This is a genomic window from Streptomyces sp. NPDC047880, assembly GCF_040706515.1.
Lineage (GTDB): Bacteria > Actinomycetota > Actinomycetes > Streptomycetales > Streptomycetaceae > Streptomyces.
In genome coordinates this window covers 210,341-231,196 of sequence record NZ_JBEZOK010000004.1, presented here as the reverse complement: position 1 = coordinate 231,196, position 20,856 = coordinate 210,341, and the positions used below count along the sequence as shown (strand labels likewise).

General features: G+C 70.2%; 15 protein-coding genes. 14 read left to right on the top strand and 1 reads right to left on the bottom strand.

The annotated features are described in order from the left end of the window. Nucleotide 1: 1 nt before the first annotated feature. The 14 genes from AB0937_RS08915 to recQ all read left to right on the top strand — a co-directional run bounded on the left by AB0937_RS08915 (nt 2) and on the right by recQ (nt 17,988). Complete coding sequence (locus AB0937_RS08915) at nt 2-556, top strand: NADH-quinone oxidoreductase subunit B family protein (RefSeq protein ID WP_007383964.1); 555 nt, start codon at nt 2-4, stop codon at nt 554-556. Further along, a complete protein-coding gene (locus AB0937_RS08910) occupies nt 553-1,293 on the top strand; it encodes an NADH-quinone oxidoreductase subunit C (RefSeq protein WP_366710500.1) in 741 nt (246 codons plus the stop codon). Before AB0937_RS08915 ends, AB0937_RS08910 begins: the two co-directional genes overlap by 4 nt. Beyond that, nucleotides 1,290-2,612, top strand: a complete 1,323-nt coding sequence (locus tag AB0937_RS08905; protein ID WP_053669589.1) for an NADH-quinone oxidoreductase subunit D — start codon at nt 1,290-1,292, stop codon at nt 2,610-2,612. The genes AB0937_RS08910 and AB0937_RS08905 overlap by 4 nt, the downstream gene beginning before the upstream one ends. Beyond that, nucleotides 2,609-3,469 (top strand): NADH-quinone oxidoreductase subunit NuoE, encoded by an 861-nt coding sequence (gene nuoE / locus AB0937_RS08900; protein WP_366710498.1) that lies wholly within the window; start codon nt 2,609-2,611, stop codon nt 3,467-3,469. The genes AB0937_RS08905 and nuoE overlap by 4 nt, the downstream gene beginning before the upstream one ends. After that, entirely contained in the window at nt 3,466-4,815 is a 1,350-nt protein-coding gene (nuoF, locus tag AB0937_RS08895) for an NADH-quinone oxidoreductase subunit NuoF (protein WP_366710497.1), read from the top strand. Before nuoE ends, nuoF begins: the two co-directional genes overlap by 4 nt. Further along, nucleotides 4,812-7,316, top strand: coding sequence for an NADH-quinone oxidoreductase subunit G (locus AB0937_RS08890; RefSeq protein ID WP_366710495.1), 2,505 nt, complete (start codon nt 4,812-4,814; stop codon nt 7,314-7,316). Before nuoF ends, AB0937_RS08890 begins: the two co-directional genes overlap by 4 nt. After that, nucleotides 7,313-8,686 (top strand): NADH-quinone oxidoreductase subunit NuoH, encoded by a 1,374-nt coding sequence (nuoH, locus tag AB0937_RS08885; RefSeq protein WP_366710494.1) that lies wholly within the window; start codon nt 7,313-7,315, stop codon nt 8,684-8,686. The genes AB0937_RS08890 and nuoH overlap by 4 nt, the downstream gene beginning before the upstream one ends. Continuing rightward, nucleotides 8,679-9,344 (top strand): NADH-quinone oxidoreductase subunit NuoI, encoded by a 666-nt coding sequence (gene nuoI / locus AB0937_RS08880; protein ID WP_366710493.1) that lies wholly within the window; start codon nt 8,679-8,681, stop codon nt 9,342-9,344. Before nuoH ends, nuoI begins: the two co-directional genes overlap by 8 nt. Beyond that, nucleotides 9,341-10,180, top strand: a complete 840-nt coding sequence (locus tag AB0937_RS08875) for an NADH-quinone oxidoreductase subunit J (protein ID WP_366710492.1) — start codon at nt 9,341-9,343, stop codon at nt 10,178-10,180. Before nuoI ends, AB0937_RS08875 begins: the two co-directional genes overlap by 4 nt. Next, on the top strand, nt 10,177-10,476 hold the full coding sequence (gene nuoK, locus AB0937_RS08870) for an NADH-quinone oxidoreductase subunit NuoK (protein WP_003992252.1): 300 nt from the start codon (nt 10,177-10,179) through the stop codon (nt 10,474-10,476). Before AB0937_RS08875 ends, nuoK begins: the two co-directional genes overlap by 4 nt. A 15-nt stretch (nt 10,477-10,491) precedes the next feature. After that, a complete protein-coding gene (nuoL, locus tag AB0937_RS08865) occupies nt 10,492-12,456 on the top strand; it encodes an NADH-quinone oxidoreductase subunit L (protein ID WP_366710489.1) in 1,965 nt (654 codons plus the stop codon). Nucleotides 12,457-12,461: 5 nt separating this feature from the next. Further along, nucleotides 12,462-14,033: an NADH-quinone oxidoreductase subunit M gene (locus tag AB0937_RS08860; protein ID WP_366710488.1), complete on the top strand. Its 1,572-nt coding sequence runs from the start codon at nt 12,462-12,464 to the stop codon at nt 14,031-14,033. Then, nucleotides 14,030-15,679 carry an NADH-quinone oxidoreductase subunit NuoN gene (nuoN, locus tag AB0937_RS08855; protein ID WP_366710486.1) on the top strand — a complete coding sequence of 550 codons (1,650 nt, stop codon included), beginning with the start codon at nt 14,030-14,032 and terminating at the stop codon, nt 15,677-15,679. The genes AB0937_RS08860 and nuoN overlap by 4 nt, the downstream gene beginning before the upstream one ends. Nucleotides 15,680-15,876: 197 nt before the next feature. Next, entirely contained in the window at nt 15,877-17,988 is a 2,112-nt protein-coding gene (gene recQ / locus AB0937_RS08850) for a DNA helicase RecQ (protein ID WP_366710484.1), read from the top strand. Between the two features lie 44 nt (nt 17,989-18,032). Here recQ and AB0937_RS08845 read toward each other — a convergent pair whose 3' ends face one another. Beyond that, on the bottom strand, nt 18,033-20,846 hold the full coding sequence (locus AB0937_RS08845) for a fumarate reductase/succinate dehydrogenase flavoprotein subunit (RefSeq protein WP_366710482.1): 2,814 nt from the start codon (nt 20,844-20,846) through the stop codon (nt 18,033-18,035). Nucleotides 20,847-20,856 lie beyond the last annotated feature (10 nt).

Below are 20,856 nucleotides of genomic sequence, written 5' to 3'. Positions count from 1 at the left end.
CATGGGACTCGAAGAAAAGCTGCCGAGCGGCTTCCTGCTGACCACCGTCGAGCAGGCCGCGGGCTGGGTGCGCAAGGCCTCGGTCTTCCCCGCCACCTTCGGCCTCGCCTGCTGTGCCATCGAGATGATGACCACCGGCGCCGGCCGCTACGACCTCGCGCGCTTCGGCATGGAGGTCTTCCGGGGCTCGCCGCGCCAGGCGGACCTGATGATCGTCGCGGGCCGGGTGAGCCAGAAGATGGCGCCGGTGCTCCGGCAGGTCTACGACCAGATGCCGAACCCCAAGTGGGTGATCTCCATGGGGGTCTGCGCCTCGTCCGGCGGCATGTTCAACAACTACGCCATCGTCCAGGGCGTCGACCACATCGTGCCGGTCGACATCTACCTCCCCGGCTGTCCGCCCCGGCCGGAGATGCTCATGGACGCGATCCTCAAGCTCCACCAGAAGATCCAGAGCTCCAAGCTCGGCGTGAACGCCGAGGAGGCGGCCCGCGAGGCGGAGGAAGCGGCGCTCAAGGCGCTGCCCACCATCGAGATGAAGGGGCTGCTGCGGTGAGCGACGCGAACGGCAACGGGGTCAACCCCGAGAAGGACCTCTCCGCGGAGAACCTCCCGGGCCAGCGCGGCCAGGGCGGTGAAGAGATCCGCGTCCAGCGCGGCATGTTCGGTGCCAACAACGGCGGAGACACCTCCGGCTACGGCGGCCTGGTCCGTTCGGTCCGGCTCCCGGGACCGGCGACCCGCCCCTATGGCGGATGGTTCGACGAGGTCGCCGACGAGCTCGAGGGCGCCCTGGAGGAACAGGGCCTGCTCCCGGACAACGCCATCGAGAAGACGGTCGTCGACCGGGACGAGCTGACCTTCCACATCGAGCGCGAGCACCTCGTCCGCGTCGCCCGCACCCTGCGCGACGACCCGGCGCTGCGCTTCGAGCTGTGCACCGGCGTCAGCGGCGTGCACTACCCGCACGACAAGGGCCGCGAGCTGCACGCCGTCTACCACCTGCGCTCCATCACCCACAACCGGGTGATCCGCCTGGAGGTCAGCGCCCCCGACAGCGACCCGCACATCCCGTCGCTGTTCTCGGTCTATCCGACGAACGACTGGCACGAGCGCGAGACGTACGACTTCTTCGGCATCGTCTTCGACGGCCACCCCGCCCTGACGCGGATCATGATGCCGGACGACTGGCAGGGCTTTCCGCAGCGCAAGGACTACCCCCTCGGCGGCATCCCCGTCGAGTACAAGGGCGCCCAGATCCCGGCTCCGGACCAGCGGAGGTCGTACTCATGAGCACCTCGCACGCTTCTCCTCGCGAGACCACCGAAGGCACCGTCTACACGGTGACCGGCGGCGACTGGGACGAGGTCGTCGAGACCGCGGCCCGGGCCGACGACGAGCGCATCGTCGTCAACATGGGCCCCCAGCACCCGTCCACCCACGGGGTGCTCCGCCTGATCCTGGAGATCGACGGCGAGACCGTCACCGAGGCCCGTTGCGGAATCGGTTACCTGCACACCGGCATCGAGAAGAACCTCGAGTACCGGACGTGGACGCAGGGCACCACGTTCGTGACGCGCATGGACTACCTGACGCCGTTCTTCAACGAGACGGCGTACTGCCTCGGCGTGGAGAAGCTCCTCGGTATCGAGGACCAGATCCCCGACCGGGCCTCGATCATCCGCGTCCTCCTGATGGAGCTGAACCGGCTCTCCTCGCACCTGGTGTGCATCGCCACCGGCGGCATGGAACTCGGCGCGACCACGATCATGATCTACGGCTTTCGTGATCGTGAACTCATTCTCGACATCTACGAGCTGATCACCGGCCTGCGGATGAACCACGCGTACATCCGCCCCGGCGGACTCGCCCAGGACCTCCCACCCGGCGCGGTGGACCAGATCCGCGAGTTCGTGAAGAAGATGAAGAAGAACCTCCCGGAGTACGACAAGCTCGCCACCGGGAACCCCATCTTCAAGGCCCGCATGCAGGACGTCGGCTACCTGGACCTGGCCGGCTGCATGGCCCTCGGCGCGACGGGCCCGATCCTGCGCTCCACCGGCCTGCCGCACGACCTGCGCAAGGCGCAGCCGTACTGCGGTTACGAGACGTACGACTTCGAGATCCCGACCGCCGACACCTGCGACTCCTACGGCCGCTTCCTCATCCGGCTGGAGGAGATGCGCCAGTCGCTGAGGATCGTCGAGCAGTGCCTGGACCGGCTCCAGCCCGGCCCGGTCATGGTCGCCGACAAGAAGATCGCCTGGCCGGCCCAGCTCGCCCTGGGGCCCGACGGCCTCGGCAACTCCCTCGACCACATCAAGAAGATCATGGGCACCTCCATGGAGGCCCTGATCCACCACTTCAAGCTGGTCACCGAGGGCTTCCGCGTCCCGCCGGGACAGGCGTACGCGGCGGTCGAGTCACCCAAGGGCGAACTCGGGGTGCATGTCGTGTCCGACGGCGGCACCCGCCCCTACCGGGTCCACTTCCGCGACCCGTCCTTCACCAACCTGCAGGCCATGGCGGCGATGTGCGAGGGCGGCCAGGTCGCCGACGTCATCGTCGCGGTGGCGTCCATCGACCCCGTGATGGGAGGCGTCGACCGGTGACCACATCGTCTTCCGAGCGGGGCGTCAGCCTGGGCATGCCCGAACTGCCCGCACCCGCCTACCCGGACGACGTCCGGGCCCGTCTGCAGACGGACGCGCGCGAGGTCGTCGCCCGCTACCCGGACTCCCGGTCCGCCCTGCTGCCGCTGCTGCACCTGGTGCAGGCCGAGGAAGGGCACGTCACCCGCACCGGTATGCAGTTCTGCGCTGACGTGCTCGGCCTGACCACGGCCGAGGTCACCGCGGTCGCCACCTTCTACACCATGTACCGCCGCCGGCCGAGCGGTGACTACCAGGTCGGGGTGTGCACCAACACCCTGTGCGCCGTGATGGGCGGGGACGCCATCTTCGAGGAGCTCCAGGAGCACCTCGGGGTCGGCAACGGCGAGACCACCGGCGACGGCAAGGTCACCCTCGAGCACATCGAGTGCAACGCGGCATGCGACTTCGCGCCGGTCGTGATGGTCAACTGGGAGTTCTTCGACAACCAGACGCCCGCCAGCGCCAAGAGCCTCGTCGACGACCTGCGCGCGGGACGGCCGGTCACCCCCACCCGCGGGGCGCGCATGTGCACCTTCAAGGAGACCGCCCGGATCCTGGCCGGCTTCCCCGACGAGCGGGAGGGGGCCGTGGAGTCCGGGGGAAGCGCGGGACCCGCCTCCCTGGTCGGCCTGAAGCTCGCCAAGGGCGAGGCCTCTCCCGCGCGCGTGGTGCACCCGCGTGGTGAGGCGGCCCGGACCGGGGCACCGCACGAGCCGTCACCGACGGAGCACTTGAGCTCGCACGACGCGCCGCAGGACACGTCGGCCTCCGACCCGGCCCACCCGGCCGGGCCCACCGCCGAGGAGGGGGAGTGATGACCTTGGCACCCGAGCTGAAGGACATGAGCCCGGAGAAGCTGCTCGCACCGGTGCTGTCGGCCTTCTGGGACGAGGACAGGTCCTGGACGCTGGACGTGTACCGGCGGCACGACGGCTACGAAGGGCTTCGCAAGGCGCTCGCCATGTCGCCGGACGACCTGATCGCGTACGTCAAGGACTCCGGTCTGCGCGGGCGCGGCGGCGCGGGATTCCCCACCGGGATGAAGTGGCAGTTCATTCCCCAGGGGGATGGAAAGCCGCACTATCTAGTTGTCAACGCCGACGAGTCGGAGCCCGGGACGTGCAAGGACATCCCGCTCCTCTTCGCGAACCCGCACAGCCTCATCGAGGGCATGATCATCGCGTGTTACGCCATCAGGTCGTCGCACGCCTTCATCTATCTGCGGGGTGAAGTCGTCCCCGTACTGCGGCGGTTGCACTCCGCCGTGCGCGAGGCCTACGAGGCGGGCTTCCTCGGCGAGGACATCCTGGGCAGCGGACTCGACCTCGACATCACCGTGCACGCGGGCGCGGGCGCGTACATCTGCGGTGAGGAGACCGCACTGCTGGACTCGCTCGAAGGCCGCCGGGGCCAACCGCGGCTTCGTCCCCCCTTCCCTGCCGTCGCGGGCCTCTATGCGTGCCCGACTGTGGTGAACAACGTCGAATCGATCGCGTCGGTTCCCGCGATTCTGCAGCGGGGCAAGGAATGGTTCCGGTCGATGGGGAGCGAGAAGTCGCCCGGCTTCACGCTCTACTCCCTCTCCGGCCACGTCGCCAGCCCCGGCCAGTACGAGGCGCCGCTCGGGATCACGCTCCGCCAGCTGCTCGACATGAGCGGCGGGATGCGGCCCGGGCACCGCCTCAAGTTCTGGACGCCGGGCGGCTCCTCGACGCCGATGTTCACCGACGAACACCTCGACGTCCCCCTTGACTACGAAGGAGTGGGCGCCGCGGGTTCCATGCTCGGCACGAAAGCACTCCAGTGCTTCGACGAGACGACCTGCGTGGTCCGTGCCGTCACACGCTGGACGGAGTTCTACGCCCACGAGTCCTGCGGCAAGTGCACGCCCTGCCGCGAAGGCACCTACTGGCTCGTGCAGCTGCTGCGTGACATCGAGGCCGGCAAGGGACGGATGTCCGACCTCGACAAGCTGAACGACATCGCCGACAACATCAACGGCAAGTCGTTCTGCGCCCTCGGCGACGGCGCCGCCTCGCCGATCTTCTCCTCGCTCAAGTACTTCCGCGAGGAGTACGAGCAGCACATCACGGGCCGGGGCTGCCCCTTCGACCCGGCCAAGTCGACGGCCTGGGCCGACCGCACGGAGGTGAACGCATGACCGTGACCACCAGCTCTCCCTCCGGCGGGGGAGCGGCGGCGGTCCCGCCGGAGGACCTCGTGTCGCTGACGATCGACGGCGCGGAGATCAGCGTGCCCAAGGGCACCCTGGTCATCCGGGCCGCCGAGCAGCTCGGCATCGAGATCCCCCGGTTCTGCGACCACCCCCTGCTCGACCCGGCCGGCGCCTGCCGCCAGTGCATCGTCGAGGTCGAGGGCCAGCGCAAGCCCATGGCGTCCTGCACCATCACCTGCACCGACGGGATGGTGGTGAAGACCCACCTCACCTCGCCGGTCGCGGAGAAGGCCCAGAAGGGTGTGATGGAGCTCCTGCTCATCAACCACCCGCTGGACTGCCCGGTCTGCGACAAGGGCGGCGAGTGCCCGCTGCAGAACCAGGCCATGTCGCACGGCGACGCCGACTCCCGCTTCGACGGCCGCAAGCGGACCTACGAGAAGCCCGTCCCGATCTCCACGCAGGTGCTGCTCGACCGCGAGCGGTGCGTGTTGTGCGCCCGCTGCACCCGGTTCTCCAACCAGGTCGCGGGCGACCCGATGATCGAGTTGATCGAGCGCGGCGCGCTCCAGCAGGTCGGCACCGGCGAGGGCGACCCGTTCGAGTCGTACTTCTCCGGCAACACCATCCAGATCTGCCCGGTCGGCGCGCTCACCTCGGCGGCGTACCGATTCCGCTCCCGGCCCTTCGACCTGGTGTCCTCCCCGTCGGTGTGCGAGCACTGTTCCGGCGGCTGCGCCACCCGCACCGACCACCGGCGCGGCAAGGTCATGCGGCGCCTCGCGGCGAACGACCCCGAGGTCAACGAGGAGTGGATCTGCGACAAGGGGCGGTTCGGGTTTCGCTACGCCCAGCAGCGGGACCGGCTTCAGACGCCGCTGGTGCGCAACGCCGAGGGCGAGCTGGAACCGTCCTCCTGGCCGGAGGCGCTCCAGATCGCGGCCCAGGGGCTGCTGGCCTCCCGGGGCCGCACCGGCGTCCTGACCGGTGGCCGCCTCACCGTCGAGGACGCCTACGCGTACAGCAAGTTCGCGCGCGTGGCGCTCGACACCAACGACATCGACTTCCGCGCGCGCGTGCACAGCAGCGAGGAGGCCGACTTCCTGGCCGCCCAGATCGCCGGGCGCGGCCGGGACCTCGACGGCACGGGCGTCACGTACACCGCGCTGGAGCAGGCCCCCGCCGTCCTGCTGGTCGGGTTCGAGGCGGAGGAGGAGGCTCCCGGCGTCTTCCTGCGGCTGCGCAAGGCCTGGCGCAAGCACGGGCAGCGGACCTTCTCGCTCGCCACGCACGCCACCCGGGGGCTGGAGAAGGCCGGCGGCACCCTGCTTCCGGCGGCTCCCGGCACCGAGACCGAGTGGCTGGACGCGCTCGCGAGCGGCACCGGCCTGGAGGACGGCGGCGCGCTCGCCGCCGAGGCGCTGCGGGCCGAGGGTGCGGTGATCGTCGTCGGCGAGCGGCTGGCGTCGGTGGCCGGCGGGCTCACCGCCGCCGTCCGCACCGCCGCCGCGACCGGCGCCCGGCTGGTGTGGATCCCGCGCCGGGCCGGGGAGCGCGGCGCGATCGAGGCGGGCGCGCTGCCGTCGCTGCTGCCGGGCGGGCGCCCGGCCACCGACCCGCGCGCGCGGGACGAGGTCGCCGCCCTGTGGGGCGTCGCCGGTCTCCCGCACCGCTACGGCCGTGACACCGGCCAGATCGTGGAGGCCGCCGCCACCGGAGAGCTCCAGGCCCTGCTGGTGGCGGGTGTGGAGGTCGCCGACCTGCCCGACCCGGCACGCGCGCGTGCGGCGCTCGACGAAGTGGGCTTCCTGGTCTCGCTGGAACTGCGGCCGAGCGAGATCACGCGCAAGGCCGACGTCGTCCTGCCCGTCGCCGCGGTCGCCGAGAAGGCCGGCACCTTCCTCAACTGGGAAGGCCGGATCCGCTTCTTCGAGGCCGCGCTCAAGCCGGACCATCTGACCCGCCGCTCCGCGCCCACCGACGCGCGCGTGCTGCAGATGCTCGCCGACGCCATGGACGTCCACCTCGGGCTGCCGGACCTGCGCACCGTGCGCGGCGAGATCGACCGGCTCGGCGCCTGGGGCGGCCCGCGGGCCGGTGAGCCCCTGGAGACCGCGGCCGCGCTGCCGCGGCCCGCCGTCGGAGAAGCCGTCCTCGCGGGGCACCGGCTGCTGCTCGACCAGGGCCTCCTCCAGCAGGGCGACGAGGCACTCGCCGGCACCCGGCACGCGGCACGCGCGCGGGTGTCGGCCCCGACGGCCGCCGAGGCGGGCGTCAAGGACGGCGACCTGCTCGCGGTGACCGGCCCCCAGGGGGTCGTGGAACTCCCGCTCCAGATCAGCGACATGCCCGACCGGGTGGTGTGGCTGCCGCTGAACTCCACCGGCGGCGGCGTCGCCTCCGACACCGGGGCGCGGCTCGGCTCCCTCGTCCGCATCGGCCCGGCGACGCTCGCCGGCGAGGCCCCCAAGGAGGTGGAGGCATGAGCCCGTACCTCGCCGCAGAAGACCTCTCCATGTTCGGTACCGACCCGTGGTGGCTGGTCGTCATCAAGGCGGTGTTCTGCTTCGCCTTCCTGATGGTGACCGTGCTGATCTCCATCGTCATGGAGCGCAAGGTCGTCGCCTGGATGCAGTTGCGCATCGGCCCGAACCGGCACGGCCCCTGGGGCATGCTCCAGTCGCTCGCCGACGGCATCAAGCTGATGCTCAAGGAGGACGTGATCGTCAAGCGCGCGGACAAGGCGGTCTACGTCCTCGCGCCGGTCATCGCGGCCATCCCGGCCTTCATGGCGATCGCGGTGATCCCCTTCGGCCCGGCCGGGAACGAGATCTCGATCTTCGGCCAGCGCACCACGATGCAGCTCACCGACCTGCCGATCGCGATGCTCTACATCCTCGCGGTCGCCTCGGTCGGCATCTACGGCATCGTGCTGGCGGGCTGGAGCTCCGGCTCGACGTACCCGCTGCTGGGCGGCCTGCGCTCCTGCGCGCAGATGATCTCCTACGAGATCGCGATGGGCGCCGCCTTCGCCTCGGTCTTCCTCTACTCGGGATCGATGTCGACCTCGACGATCGTCGAGCAGCAGGCCGACCGCTGGTACATCGTGCTGCTGCCGGTCTCCTTCGTGCTCTACATCGTGACGATGGTCGGCGAGACCAACCGCGCCCCCTTCGACATGCCCGAGTCCGAGGGCGACCTGGTCGGCGGCTTCAACACCGAGTACTCGTCGATCAAGTTCGCGATGTTCATGCTCGCCGAGTACGTCAACATGGTGACCGTCTCGGCCGTCGCCACCACCCTGTTCCTCGGCGGCTGGCGGGCCCCCTGGCCGATCAGCACCTTCTGGGAGGGCGCCAACCACGGCTGGTGGCCGCTCCTGTGGTTCACCGTCAAGGTGCAGCTGCTGCTGTTCATGTTCATCTGGATCCGCGGCACCCTTCCGCGCGTCCGCTACGACCAGCTGATGAAGCTCGGCTGGAAGGTCCTCATCCCGGTCTCCCTGGTGTGGCTGATGCTCGTCGCGAGCGTCCGGGCCTTCCGGAACGAGGGCTACGACTTCGCCGACATCGCCCTCTACGTGGGCGGCGGTGTGCTCGCCCTGCTGCTGCTCTCCTTCGTCGCCGACATGTTCCGCGAGAAGGCCAAGAAGGCCGAACAGCCGGCCGACACCCCGGCCGCCTTCGACCCGATGGCGGGCGGATTCCCCGTACCGCCCCTGCCCGGACAGGAACTTCCGCCGGTCCCGCGCCGCGCGCGCCGGGAGCGGGAGCTGATTGTCAGTGGTGGGCCCGATACTCAGAGTGACGGATCTCTGGGCGGATCTACGGATGGAAAGGAGGCGTCCGATGGCTGAGGAACTCGAGCGCTCGAAGGCTGAGGAACCCAAGGACACCAAGCCCGGTTTCCAGAACCCCGTGGCCGGCTTCGGCGTGACCTTCAAGGCCATGTTCAAGAAGCGGCTGACCGAGCAGTACCCGGAGCAGCAGAAGACCACGGCTCCGCGCTTCCACGGCCGGCACCAGCTCAACCGCCATCCGGACGGCCTGGAGAAGTGCGTCGGCTGTGAACTGTGCGCCTGGGCCTGTCCCGCCGACGCCATCTACGTGGAGGGCGCGGACAACACCGACGAGGAGCGCTACTCGCCGGGCGAGCGGTACGGCCGCGTCTACCAGATCAACTACGCCCGCTGCATCCTGTGCGGCCTGTGCATCGAGGCCTGCCCCACCCGGGCGCTCACGATGACCAACGAGTTCGAGCTGGCCGACTCCAGCCGGGCCAACCTCATCTACACCAAGGAGCAGCTGCTCGCCGGTCTCGAGGAGGGCATGGTCGACACGCCCCACGCCATCTACCCGGGCACCGACGAACAGGACTACTACCGGGGCCTGGTGACGGAGGCCGCGCCCGGCACCGAGCGGCAGGTGGCCCACTCCAAGGGCGAGGTCGTCCAGGAGGCCGACTCGACCTTCGGCGGGACGGAACCCGCGTCGGAGGGAGTGATCGGCCGATGACCGCCCAGCTCGCCGCCTACTCCACCTCCACCGGAGAGGCCTTCCAGTTCTGGATCCTCGGCACCGTCGCGGTGATCGGCGCCCTGTGCACCATCCTCATGAGGAGGGCCGTGCACAGCGCGCTCTGCCTCGCCGGCACCATGATCATCCTGGCGGTGTTCTACCTCGCCAACGGCGCCTACTTCCTGGGCGTCGTCCAGATCGTCGTCTACACCGGCGCGATCATGATGCTGTTCCTGTTCGTCGTGATGCTCGTCGGCGTCACCGCGGCGGACTCCCTGAAGGAGACCATCAAGGGCCAGCGGTGGCTGGCCCTGCTGTGCGGGCTCGGCTTCGGCGTCCTGCTGATCGGCGGGATCGGCAACGCGTCCCTGACGGACTTCAACGGCATCGGCCAGGCCAACGCCGGTGGCAACGTGGAGGGTCTGGCCGCCCTCATCTTCACCAAGTACGTCTTCGCGTTCGAGATCACCGGAGCCCTGCTCATCACCGCAGCCGTCGGCGCCATGGTGCTCACGCACCGCGAGCGCACCGAGCGCGCCAAGACGCAGCGGGAGCTCGCCGAGCAGCGCGTCCGGTCGGGCAAGCAGCTGCCGCCCCTGCCGGCACCGGGTGTGTACGCCCGGCACAACGCGGTCGACATCGCGGGCCTGCTGCCCGACGGCTCCCCGTCCGACCTCACCGTCAGCAAGACCCTGCGCGAGCGCGGCCAGATCCGTGACGTGTCGCAGGAGGCGCTCAACGACCTCAAGGCCCTGGAGCAGCGGTCCGAGGAGCGTCTGGAGCGCAGGGCGGTCGGGCCGGCGAAGTTCCAGCCCGAGGAGGCGTCCAAGTGAACCCCGTCAACTACCTCTACCTCGCGGCCCTGTTGTTCACGATCGGCGCCACCGGCGTGCTGATCAGGCGCAACGCGATCGTCGTGTTCATGTGCATCGAGCTCATGCTCAACGCCTGCAACCTCGCGTTCGTCGCCTTCTCCCGGATGCACGGCAACCTCGACGGCCAGATCATTGCCTTCTTCACGATGGTCGTCGCCGCCGCCGAGGTCGTGGTCGGGCTCGCGATCATCGTGTCCCTGTTCCGTGCCCGCCACTCGGCCTCGGTCGACGACGCCAGCCTGATGAAGCTGTAAGGGGTCGGAAGAATCGTGGAGAACCTCATTGCGCTGCTGGTGGCGGCGCCCCTGCTCGGAGCGGCGGTCCTGCTGTGCGGCGGGCGGCGGCTGGACGCCGTCGGCCACTGGCTCGGCACCCTGCTCGCGGCCGTCTCCTTCGTGCTCGGCCTGGTGCTGTTCACCGACATGCTGGGCCAGGACGCCGAGAACCGGGTCCTGAGCCAGCACCTGTTCAGCTGGATCCCGGTCGAGGGCTTCCAGGCGGACGTCGCCTTCCAGCTCGACCAGCTGTCCATGACGTTCGTGCTGCTGATCACGGGCGTCGGATCGCTGATCCACCTGTACTCCGTCGGATACATGGAACACGACGAGCGGCGCCGCCGCTTCTTCGGCTATCTGAACCTGTTCCTCGCGGCGATGCTGATCCTCGTCCTCGCCGACAACTACCTGCTGCTGTACGTCGGCTGGGAGGGCGTCGGTCTCGCCTCCTACCTGCTGATCGGCTTCTGGCAGCACAAGCCCAGCGCCGCCACGGCCGCCAAGAAGGCCTTCCTGGTCAACCGCGTCGGCGACATGGGCCTGTCCATCGCGATCATGCTGATGTTCCTGTGGTTCGGCACCTTCGCCTTCGGGCCGGTGCTCGGCGGCCACGGGGAGGCCGGGCTCGCAGGCGCCGCCGGTGAGGACAAGCTGACCGCGATCGCGCTGATGCTGCTTCTCGCCGCCTGCGGCAAATCCGCCCAGGTGCCGCTCCAGTCCTGGCTCGGGGACGCGATGGAGGGCCCGACCCCGGTCTCGGCCCTCATCCACGCGGCGACCATGGTGACGGCGGGCGTCTACCTGATCGTCCGCTCCGCGGCCGTCTTCAACGGCGCCCCGGACGCGCAGCTGGTCGTCACCATCGTCGGTGCGGTCACGCTGCTGTTCGGTGCGATCGTCGGTTGCGCGAAGGACGACATCAAGAAGGCCCTGGCCGGTTCGACCATGTCGCAGATCGGCTACATGATCCTCGCCGCCGGCCTCGGCCCCATCGGCTACGTCTTCGCGATCATGCACCTGGTGACGCACGGCTTCTTCAAGGCCGGGCTGTTCCTCGGCGCCGGTTCGGTCATGCACGGCATGAACGACGAGGTCGACATGCGCCGCTACGGCGGCCTGCGGAAGTACATGCCGGTCACGTTCATCACCTTCGGCCTCGGCTACCTGGCCATCATCGGCTTCCCGGGGCTGTCAGGGTTCTTCTCCAAGGACAAGATCATCGAGGCGGCGTTCGCGAAGGGCGGCACCGAGGGCTGGATCCTCGGCGCCTGCGCCCTGCTCGGCGCGGCCATCACCGCGTTCTACATGACGCGCGTGATGCTGATGACGTTCTTCGGCGAGGAGCGCTGGCGCAACGCCCCGACGCCGTCCCCGGCCCGGCCCGGCGTGGAGCCCGCCGCCGAGACGCGCGGCGAGTACACCCCGCCGCACCCGCACGAGTCGCCCAAGATCATGACGATCCCGATGATCGTGCTGGCCGTCGGATCGGTGGCCGGAGGCGCGTTCTTCAGCATCGGCGACCGGTTCATGCACTGGCTGGAGCCGGTCACCGGACACAGCCACGGCAATCCGCCGATCAGCGCGGGCGTGGTCACCTCCGCGACCGTAGCCTGCATGATCATCGGCGTGGCCCTCGCCTGGGCCCAGTACGGCCGCCGCCCGGTCCCGGCCGTCGCCCCGCGCGGTTCGCTGCTCACCCGGGCCGCCCGGCGTGACCTGTTCCAGGACGACTTCAACCACGTCGTCCTGGTCCGCGGCGGCGAGCACCTCACGCGGTCCCTGGTCTACGTCGACCACACCCTGGTCGACGGCGTCGTCAACGGCACGGCGGCCTCGGTCGGCGGCCTCTCCGGGCGGATGCGCAGGCTGCAGAACGGCTTCGCCCGCTCCTACGCGGTCTCGATGTTCGGCGGCGCGGCGGTCATCGTCGCCGCGACCCTGCTGATGAGGGCGGTCTGATACCGATGTCCTTTCCTCTGCTGACAGCGACAGCGGCGCTCCCGGCCGTCGGGGCGATCGCCACGGCCGCCGTACCGGCCGCGAAGCGCACCGCCGCCAAGTGGCTGGCGCTGCTCTTCTCCCTCGCCACGCTCGTCCTGGCGATCGTCGTCCTGGTGCGCTTCGACCCGGACGGCGACCGCTACCAGCTCACCGAGTCCCACGCCTGGATCGCCGACTTCGGCGTCCGCTACGAACTGGGCGTGGACGGCATCGGGGTGGCGCTCATCGCGCTCACGGCGCTGCTCATCCCGTTCATCATCCTGGCGGGCTGGCACGACGCCGACCCTCTGGAGACCGGCAGCAGCCGGTGGCGGCCGACGCAGGGCTTCTTCGCCCTGATCCTGGCCGTCGAGGCGATGGTGATCCTCTCCTTCGAGGCCACCGACGTCTTCCTCTTCTACATCTTCTTCGAAGCCATGCTGATCCCGATGTACTTCCTCATCGGCGGCTTCGGGGACCGTGCCCACGAGCACGGCGAGAAGGTGGCGGCGACCCAACGGTCGTACGCGGCCGTCAAGTTCCTCCTCTACAACCTGGTCGGCGGTCTGATCATGCTGGCCGCGGTGATCGGCCTGTACGTGGTCGCCGGGAACTTCTCGCTCCAGGAGATCGCCGAAGCCCGCGCCAACGGCACGCTCGACATGGCGACCAACACCGAACGCTGGCTGTTCCTCGGCTTCTTCTTCGCCTTCGCGGTGAAGGCGCCGCTGTGGCCGCTGCACACCTGGCTGCCCAACGCCATGCAGGAGTCGACGGCCCCGGTCGCCGTGCTCATCACGGCGGTCGTCGACAAGGTCGGCACCTTCGCGATGCTCCGCTTCTGCCTCCAGCTCTTCCCGGAGGCCAGCAAGTGGGCGACGCCCGCGATCCTCGTCCTCGCTCTGATCAGCATCATCTACGGGGCGCTGCTCGCGGTCGGCCAGCGGGACATCAAGCGGCTGGTGGCGTACGCGTCGATCTCCCACTTCGGCTTCATCATCATGGGCATCTTCGCGATGACCAGCCAGGGGCAGTCCGGCGCGACGCTTTACATGATCAACCACGGCATCTCGACGGCCGCGCTGATGCTGGTGGCGGGCTTCCTGATCTCCCGCCGCGGCTCGCGGCTGATCGCCGACTACGGCGGTGTGCAGAAAGTCGCCCCGGTGCTCGCCGGCACGTTCCTGATCGGCAGCCTCGCGACGCTGTCGCTGCCGGGGCTGGCGCCGTTCGTCAGTGAGTTCCTGGTCCTGGTCGGCACGTTCACGCGCTATCCGGTGATCGGCATCATCGCCACCTTCGGCATCGTCCTCGCCGCGCTCTACACCCTCGTCCTCTACCAGCGGACGATGACGGGCCCGGTGAAACCGGCGGTCTCCGCGATGCCGGACCTCCGGGTCCGTGAGCTCGTGGTCGTCGCCCCGCTGGTCGTCCTGCTGATCTTCCTGGGCGTCTACCCGAAGCCCGTCACGCAGATCATCGATCCGGCGGTCAAGCAGACCATGTCCGACGTCCATAAGAAGGACCCCCAGCCCGAGGTGGAGGCGGCCAAGTGAGCGCAACAGCCGTCCACAGCCTGTGGACAAACGCGGCCGACCCGATCGCCAAGATCGACGCGCCGAAGATCGAATACGGGCAGCTCGCCCCCACTCTGATCATCATCGGCGCGGCGATCGTCGGGATCCTGATCGAGGCGTTCGTCCCGCGGAAGTCCCGCTACTACGCCCAGATGTTCGTGTCCGTCGTCGCCCTCGCCGCCGCCTTCGCCGCGGTCGTGGCGCTCGCGGCCGACGGGTACGGCACGACCAAGGCACGCATCGCGGCGATGGGCGCGATCGCCGTCGACGGCCCCGCCCTGTTCCTGCAGGGCACGATCCTGCTGGCGGCCCTCGTGGGCCTGTTCACCTTCGCCGAGCGGCGCCTCGATCCGGAGACGCACGGCAACCGCGTCGACTCCTTCGCCGCCCAGGCCGCGTCCGTGCCCGGCAGCGAGAGCGAGAAGGCCGCGGTCAAGGCCGGGTTCACCACCACCGAGGTGTTCCCGCTGCTGATGTTCGCCGTCGCCGGCATGCTGATCTTCCCGGCGGCCAACGACCTGCTGACGCTGTTCGTGGCGCTGGAGGTCCTCTCCCTGCCGCTGTACCTGCTGTGCGCGCTGGCCCGCCGCAAGCGGCTCATGTCGCAGGAGGCCGCGGTCAAGTACTTCCTGCTGGGCGCCTTCGCCTCCGCGTTCACCCTGTTCGGCATCGCCATGCTGTACGGCTACGCGGGCTCGATGTCGTACGCCACGATCGCGCAGGTCGTCGACGGCACCGTGCAGGACGTCAACCCGGCGCTCGCCGACACCATGGGCAACGACACGCTGCTGCTGATCGGCGCCGCGCTGCTGGTCATGGGGCTGCTGTTCAAGGTGGGCGCGGTGCCGTTCCACATGTGGACGCCGGACGTGTACCAGGGCGCTCCGACTCCGGTGACCGGCTTCATGGCGGCGGCGACGAAGGTGGCGGCGTTCGGCGCCCTGCTGCGGCTGCTGTACGTCGTGCTGCCGGGTCTGCGCTGGGACTGGCGACCGGTGATGTGGGCCGTGGCCATCGTCACGATGCTGGGCGGTGCGATCGTCGCCATCACGCAGACGGACATCAAGCGGCTGCTGGCGTACTCGTCGATCGCGCACGCCGGGTTCATCCTCGCGGGTGTCATCGCGACCACGCCCGACGGTGTCTCGTCGGTGCTGTTCTACCTGGCGGCGTACTCGTTCGTGACGATCGGCGCCTTCGCGGTGGTCACCCTCGTCCGCGACGCGGGCGGTGAGGCGACGCACCTGTCCAAGTGGGCCGGGCTCGGGCGCAGGTCCCCGCTGGTGGCGGCGGTGTTCGCGGTGTTCCTGCTGGCCTTCGCCGGCATTCCGCTGACGTCCGGCTTCGCCGGGAAGTTCGCCGTGTTCAAGGCGGCGGCGGAGGGCGGGGCGGCACCGCTCGTCGTGATCGGTGTGATCTCGTCGGCGATCGCCGCGTTCTTCTACATCCGCGTCATCGTGCTGATGTTCTTCAGCGAGCCACGGCCGGAGGGCCCGACGGTGGCCGTGCCGTCACCGCTGACGATGACGGCGATCGGAGTGGGCGTGGCGGTCACGGTGGTCCTCGGTGTGGCGCCGCAGTACTTCCTGGATCTGGCGGGGCAGGCGGGGGTCTTCGTGCGCTGACAGGCGTGACGCCCTGGGTGGGGCCCGGTCTCCTCGGGGCCGGGTCCCACGGCGTTCTCCGGCCGGCCCCGGCCCCCGGTCGTACGGATGTGTGGAGCGGTCTCCGTCGGGCGGGACCTGTGGACAACTCCGGGGCTGTCGGTGCGGGCGCCTATGGTGGACGCAGTGGTCGAGGGCGACGCACGGGGGACGCAACAATGGGCGCTACGGGCGGGACGGGTGTGATGACGGAACTGGACGCGGTGACCGGAGCCGGGGTGACCGGGGCCGGGGTCGGCGCGGGCAGTGGACCCGCCGGGCCCCTCGGCACCGACGCGAGCGAGGCGCTGGCCGCGCTGCACCGGGTTTTCGGGTACGAGGCCTTCCGCGGTGAGCAGGAAGCGGTCATCGAGCATGTGGTGGCGGGCGGCGACGCCGTCGTGCTCATGCCCACCGGTGGCGGCAAGTCGCTGTGCTACCAGATTCCGTCCCTGGTCAGGCCAGGTACGGGTGTGGTCGTCTCCCCGCTGATCGCCCTGATGCAGGACCAGGTGGACGCGCTGCGGGCGCTGGGCGTGCGGGCCGGGTTCATGAACTCCACGCAGGACTTCGACGAGCGGCGGATGGTCGAGGCCGAGTTCCTCGCCGGTGAGCTGGACCTGCTGTACCTGGCCCCGGAGCGGCTGCGGGTGGGGAGCACGCTCGATCTGCTCTCCCGCGGCAAGATCTCCCTCTTCGCGATCGACGAGGCGCACTGCGTCTCCCAGTGGGGCCACGACTTCCGGCCCGACTACCTGGCGCTGTCCCTGCTCGGTGAGCGCTGGCCGGACGTGCCGCGGATCGCGCTCACGGCGACGGCCACGCATGCGACGCACCAGGAGATCACCGAGCGGCTGAACATGCCGGCGGCCCGCCACTTCGTGGCGAGCTTCGACCGGCCCAACATCCAGTACCGGATCGTGCCCAAGGCCGACCCCAAGAAGCAGCTGCTGAGCTTCCTGCGCGAGGAGCACGCGGGCGACGCGGGCATCGTCTACTGCCTGTCGCGCAACTCCGTGGAGAAGACCGCAGAGTTCCTCAGCCGCAACGGCGTCGAGGCGGTGCCGTACCACGCGGGACTGGACGCGGGCACGCGCGCGGCCCACCAGTCCCGCTTCCTGCGCGAGGACGGACTGGTCGTGGTGGCGACCATCGCCTTCGGCATGGGTATCGACAAGCCGGACGTCCGCTTCGTCGCCCACCTCGACCTGCCCAAGTCGGTCGAGGGTTACTACCAGGAGACGGGCCGGGCCGGCCGGGACGGGCTGCCGTCGACGGCCTGGATGGCCTACGGACTGAACGACGTCATACAGCAGCGCAAGCTGATCCAGTCCGGTGAAGGCGACGAGGCCTTCCGGCGCCGGGCCCAGTCCCACCTGGACTCGATGCTGGCGCTGTGCGAGACGGCCCAGTGCCGCCGGGGCCAGCTCCTCGCCTACTTCGGCCAGGACCCGGACCCGTCCGGCTGCGGCAACTGCGACACGTGCCTGACCCCACCGGAGACCTGGGACGGCACCGTCGCGGCGCAGAAGGCCCTGTCGACGGTCGTCCGGCTGCAGCGGGAACGCGGGCAGAAGTTCGGCGCGGTGCAGATCATCGACATCCTGCTGGGGAAGCGGACCGGCAAGGTCATCCAGTTCGACCACGACCAGCTGTCCGTGTTCGGCATCGGCGAGGAGCTCACCGAAGGTGAATGGCGGGGCGTCATCAGGCAGTTGCTCGCCCAGGGGCTGCTCGCCGTGGAGGGCGAGTACGGCACGCTCGTGCTCACGGAGGCCAGCGGGGCGGTGCTGCGGCGGGAGCGGGAGGTGCCGCTGCGCAAGGAGCCGAAGAAGCCGGTGACCTCCCGGTCGGGGTCCTCGTCCTCCGGCTCCGGGCGGGGCGAGCGCAAGGGCAAGGCTGTCGTCGCCGAGCTGCCAGAGGAACTGCTGCCGGCCTTCGAGGCGCTGCGCGCCTGGCGAGCCGAGCAGGCCCGTGAGCAGGGCGTCCCGGCCTACGTGATCTTCCACGACGCCACACTGCGGGAGATCGCCACGGTGTGGCCGACGTCGGTGGGGGAGCTCGGCGGGATCAGCGGAGTCGGCGAGAAGAAGCTCACCACGTACGGGGAGGGTGTGCTGGAGGTGCTCGCGTCACTGGGCGGGCCGGCGGGCTCCGCCCCCGTGGGCGACTCGTCCCCGGCCCCGACAGCCTCCGGCCAGGCTCCGGCTCACACCCCCGGCCAGGACGCGGGCGAGCCGGACCACTGGCCGGAGATGGACGAGGAGCCGGAGCCCGCCGACTGGATATAGGGCCGGGCTCCGGCTGGGTCAGACGGCTTCGGAAGCCGGGCCGGTCACAGCGCCCGTCCCGCGTACGCCCTGACATCCGCGTCGGAGTCCGTCGTGGCCGTGGCGAGGGCCGCCCGGGCTTCCTCGGTGGCGCGGTGCCGGGTCAGTGACAGGACGGCGGCCTTGCGGACATCGGCGTTGGCGTCCGCCAGGGTCTTGGCGAGGGCCGGGACGGCCACGTCGGGGTCGGCGACGGACAGGGCCGTTGCGGCTCCGGCCCGTACCTGCCAGGCCTGCTCGGCTAGGGCGGCCACGGCGCGCGCGGTGAGGGGCGCCGGGCAGCCGGTGGTGCCGAGTGCTCCGTAGGCCGCGGCCCGCACCAGGGCATCGGGGTCGTCGAGGAGGCCGGTGAGGGCCGCTTCGATGGCGCCCGCGGCGGGATCGGCGGCAGGGGCGTCACCCGCGAGCCGTTCGGCACCCACCGTGGCCAGGCCCTTGGCGATCGCGACCCGGACCTCGCGGGAGGGGTCGGAGAGCGCCGCGCGGGCCAGTTCGCCTGCGGCGTCGACAGACACCAGGGCGCGTACGGCCTCGATGCGGACGGCGATGTCGGAGTCGGTGAGGGAGTCCGCGAACAGGGCGGCGTCGCCCAGGCGCAGGGCGCGCAGGACGTCCAGGGCCGCGGCACGCACCACCGGGTCCGGCTCGGCCAGGGCGGCGGCGAGACCGTCGCGCAGATCCGGTTCGGCCGGGAGCGTCTCGACCAGCTCGCGCAGTGACGCGGCGGCGGCGGCCCGCACCTCGGCGGCGTTGTCGCGCAGGGCGGCGGCGAGGGCCGTGCCCGTCCCCGGTGGGAGCGTCTCGGTGAGTACGGCGACGGCCTCGCGGCGGACAGCGGGCGCGGGATCCGTCACATACGGCTGGAGGGCAGCGAGTTCGGGCTCCTCCTCGGCGAGGGCGACGAGTTCGAGCAGGCGGGCGGAGGACTTCTCACCGGCAGGGGCGGTGACCGAAGTCTGCGGCGTCGGAGTGGGCTCCGGATCCGCCGTTCCCGCCGGGGCCGCGACCGGCGCCACGTCCCGCGAGCCCGCCATGGCCACATCCTCGGCGTGCACCTCGCCGAGGACACGAGACGGACCGCCGACGGGGTCGAAACCGTCGACGGGAACGAGATAGGGAGCCACGGGCCGTGCCGTGAACTCCATCGCACCGGAGGGGGACTTGTGCAGATCGAGGTGGTGGAACCAGGACGCGTCGTCACGCTGGGGGTGGTCGAGGCGCTCGTGGTAGAGGCCCCAGCGGGACTCGGTACGGGCCAGGGAGGAGCGGGCGGCCATCTCCGCGCAGTCCCGGATGAAAGTGACCTCGGCGCAGCGCATCAGCTCGTGCGCGGTGCGGGCACCCATCTCGGCGATGTCGGTGTGCATCCGCTCGAAGGCCTCCAGGGCCAGCGACAGCCGGGCACCCGACTTGGGCGGGGCCACGTAGTCGTTCACGAAGCGGCGCAGCTTGTACTCGACCTGGGGCTGCGGCGGACCGTCGGGGTTGCGCAGCGGGCGGTAGATCAGCTCGTGCGCCTCGCGGAGCTGCTCCGTGGGCAACTCGCCCGCGTAGGCCTGGTACTGCGAGGCGTCCGCGCCCGCCAGGTCACCGAAGACGAACGCGCCGATCATGTAGTTGTGCGGGACGCAGGCCAGGTCGCCGGCCGCGTACAGCCGCGGGACGGTCGTGCGGGCGTGGTCGTCCACGCGGACGCCGGAGGCGGAGTGGCCGCCGCACAGGCCGATCTCGGAGATGTGCATCTCGATGTCGTGGGTGCGGTAGTCGTGGCCGCGGCCGGAGTGGAAGGTGCCGCGGGTGGGGCGCTCGGTGGAGTGCAGGATCGTCTCCAGGGCCGAGACCGACTCCTCGGGGAGATGGCTCAGCTTCAGGTAGACGGGCCCCCGGTCGGACGCCACCTCGGCGGCGAACTCGGCCATCATCTGGCCCGACCAGTAGTCGGAGTCGACAAACCGTTCGCCGTGCCGGTTGACCTGGTAGCCGCCGAAGGGGTTGGCGACGTAGGCGCAGGCCGGGCCGTTGTAGTCCTTGATCAGTGGGTTGATCTGGAAGCACTCGATGCCGGTGAGCTCGGCGCCCGCGTGGTAGGCCATGGCGTAGCCGTCGCCCGCGTTGGTGGGGTTCTCGTACGTGCCGTAGAGGTAGCCGGAGGCGGGCAGGCCGAGGCGGCCGCAGGCGCCGGTCGCGAGGATCACCGCGCCCGCGCGGACCTGGACGAACTGCCCGGTGCGGGTGTTGAAACCGGCCGCTCCGACAGCCCGCCCGTCCGCCGTGAGGACCCGCACCGGCATGACCCGGTTCTCGATGCGGATCCTCTCCCGCATCTCGCGCCGCCGCAGCTGCCGGTACAGGACCTTCTTGACGTCCTTGCCCTCCGGCATCGGCAGCACGTAGGAGCCGGAGCGGTGCACCTGGCGGACGGAGTAGTCGCCGTGCTCGTCCTTCTCGAACTTCACGCCGTAGGACTCCAGCCGCTGCACCATGCCGAAGCCGCGGGTGGCGGTCTGGCGGACGGTGGACTGGTCGACGATGCCGTCGTTGGCGCGGGTGATCTCGGCGACGTAGTCATCGGGTTCGGCCCGGCCCGGGATGACCGCGTTGTTCACACCGTCCATGCCCATGGCGAGCGCGCCGGAGTGGCGGACGTGCGCTTTCTCCAGAAGCAGCACGTTCGCGCCGTGCTCGGCGGCGGTCAGGGCGGCCATGGTGCCCGCGGTGCCGCCGCCGATGACGAGGACGTCGCAGGTCAGTTCCTCGGCGTCGGCGAGGGACGGGACGGCCAGGGGGGCGTCCGCAGGGGGATTCACGGAGGTGGTCACCGGGCTGCCT

Coding starts and splice junctions, on each gene's coding strand:
- AB0937_RS08905 (WP_053669589.1), top strand. CDS start 1,290: ATGAGCACCTCGCACGCTTCTCCTCGCGAGACCACCGAAGGCACCGTC.
- AB0937_RS08875 (WP_366710492.1), top strand. CDS start 9,341: ATGACCGCCCAGCTCGCCGCCTACTCCACCTCCACCGGAGAGGCCTTC.
- nuoI (WP_366710493.1), top strand. CDS start 8,679: ATGGCTGAGGAACTCGAGCGCTCGAAGGCTGAGGAACCCAAGGACACC.
- AB0937_RS08890 (WP_366710495.1), top strand. CDS start 4,812: ATGACCGTGACCACCAGCTCTCCCTCCGGCGGGGGAGCGGCGGCGGTC.
- nuoH (WP_366710494.1), top strand. CDS start 7,313: ATGAGCCCGTACCTCGCCGCAGAAGACCTCTCCATGTTCGGTACCGAC.
- recQ (WP_366710484.1), top strand. CDS start 15,877: ATGGGCGCTACGGGCGGGACGGGTGTGATGACGGAACTGGACGCGGTG.
- AB0937_RS08915 (WP_007383964.1), top strand. CDS start 2: ATGGGACTCGAAGAAAAGCTGCCGAGCGGCTTCCTGCTGACCACCGTC.
- AB0937_RS08860 (WP_366710488.1), top strand. CDS start 12,462: ATGTCCTTTCCTCTGCTGACAGCGACAGCGGCGCTCCCGGCCGTCGGG.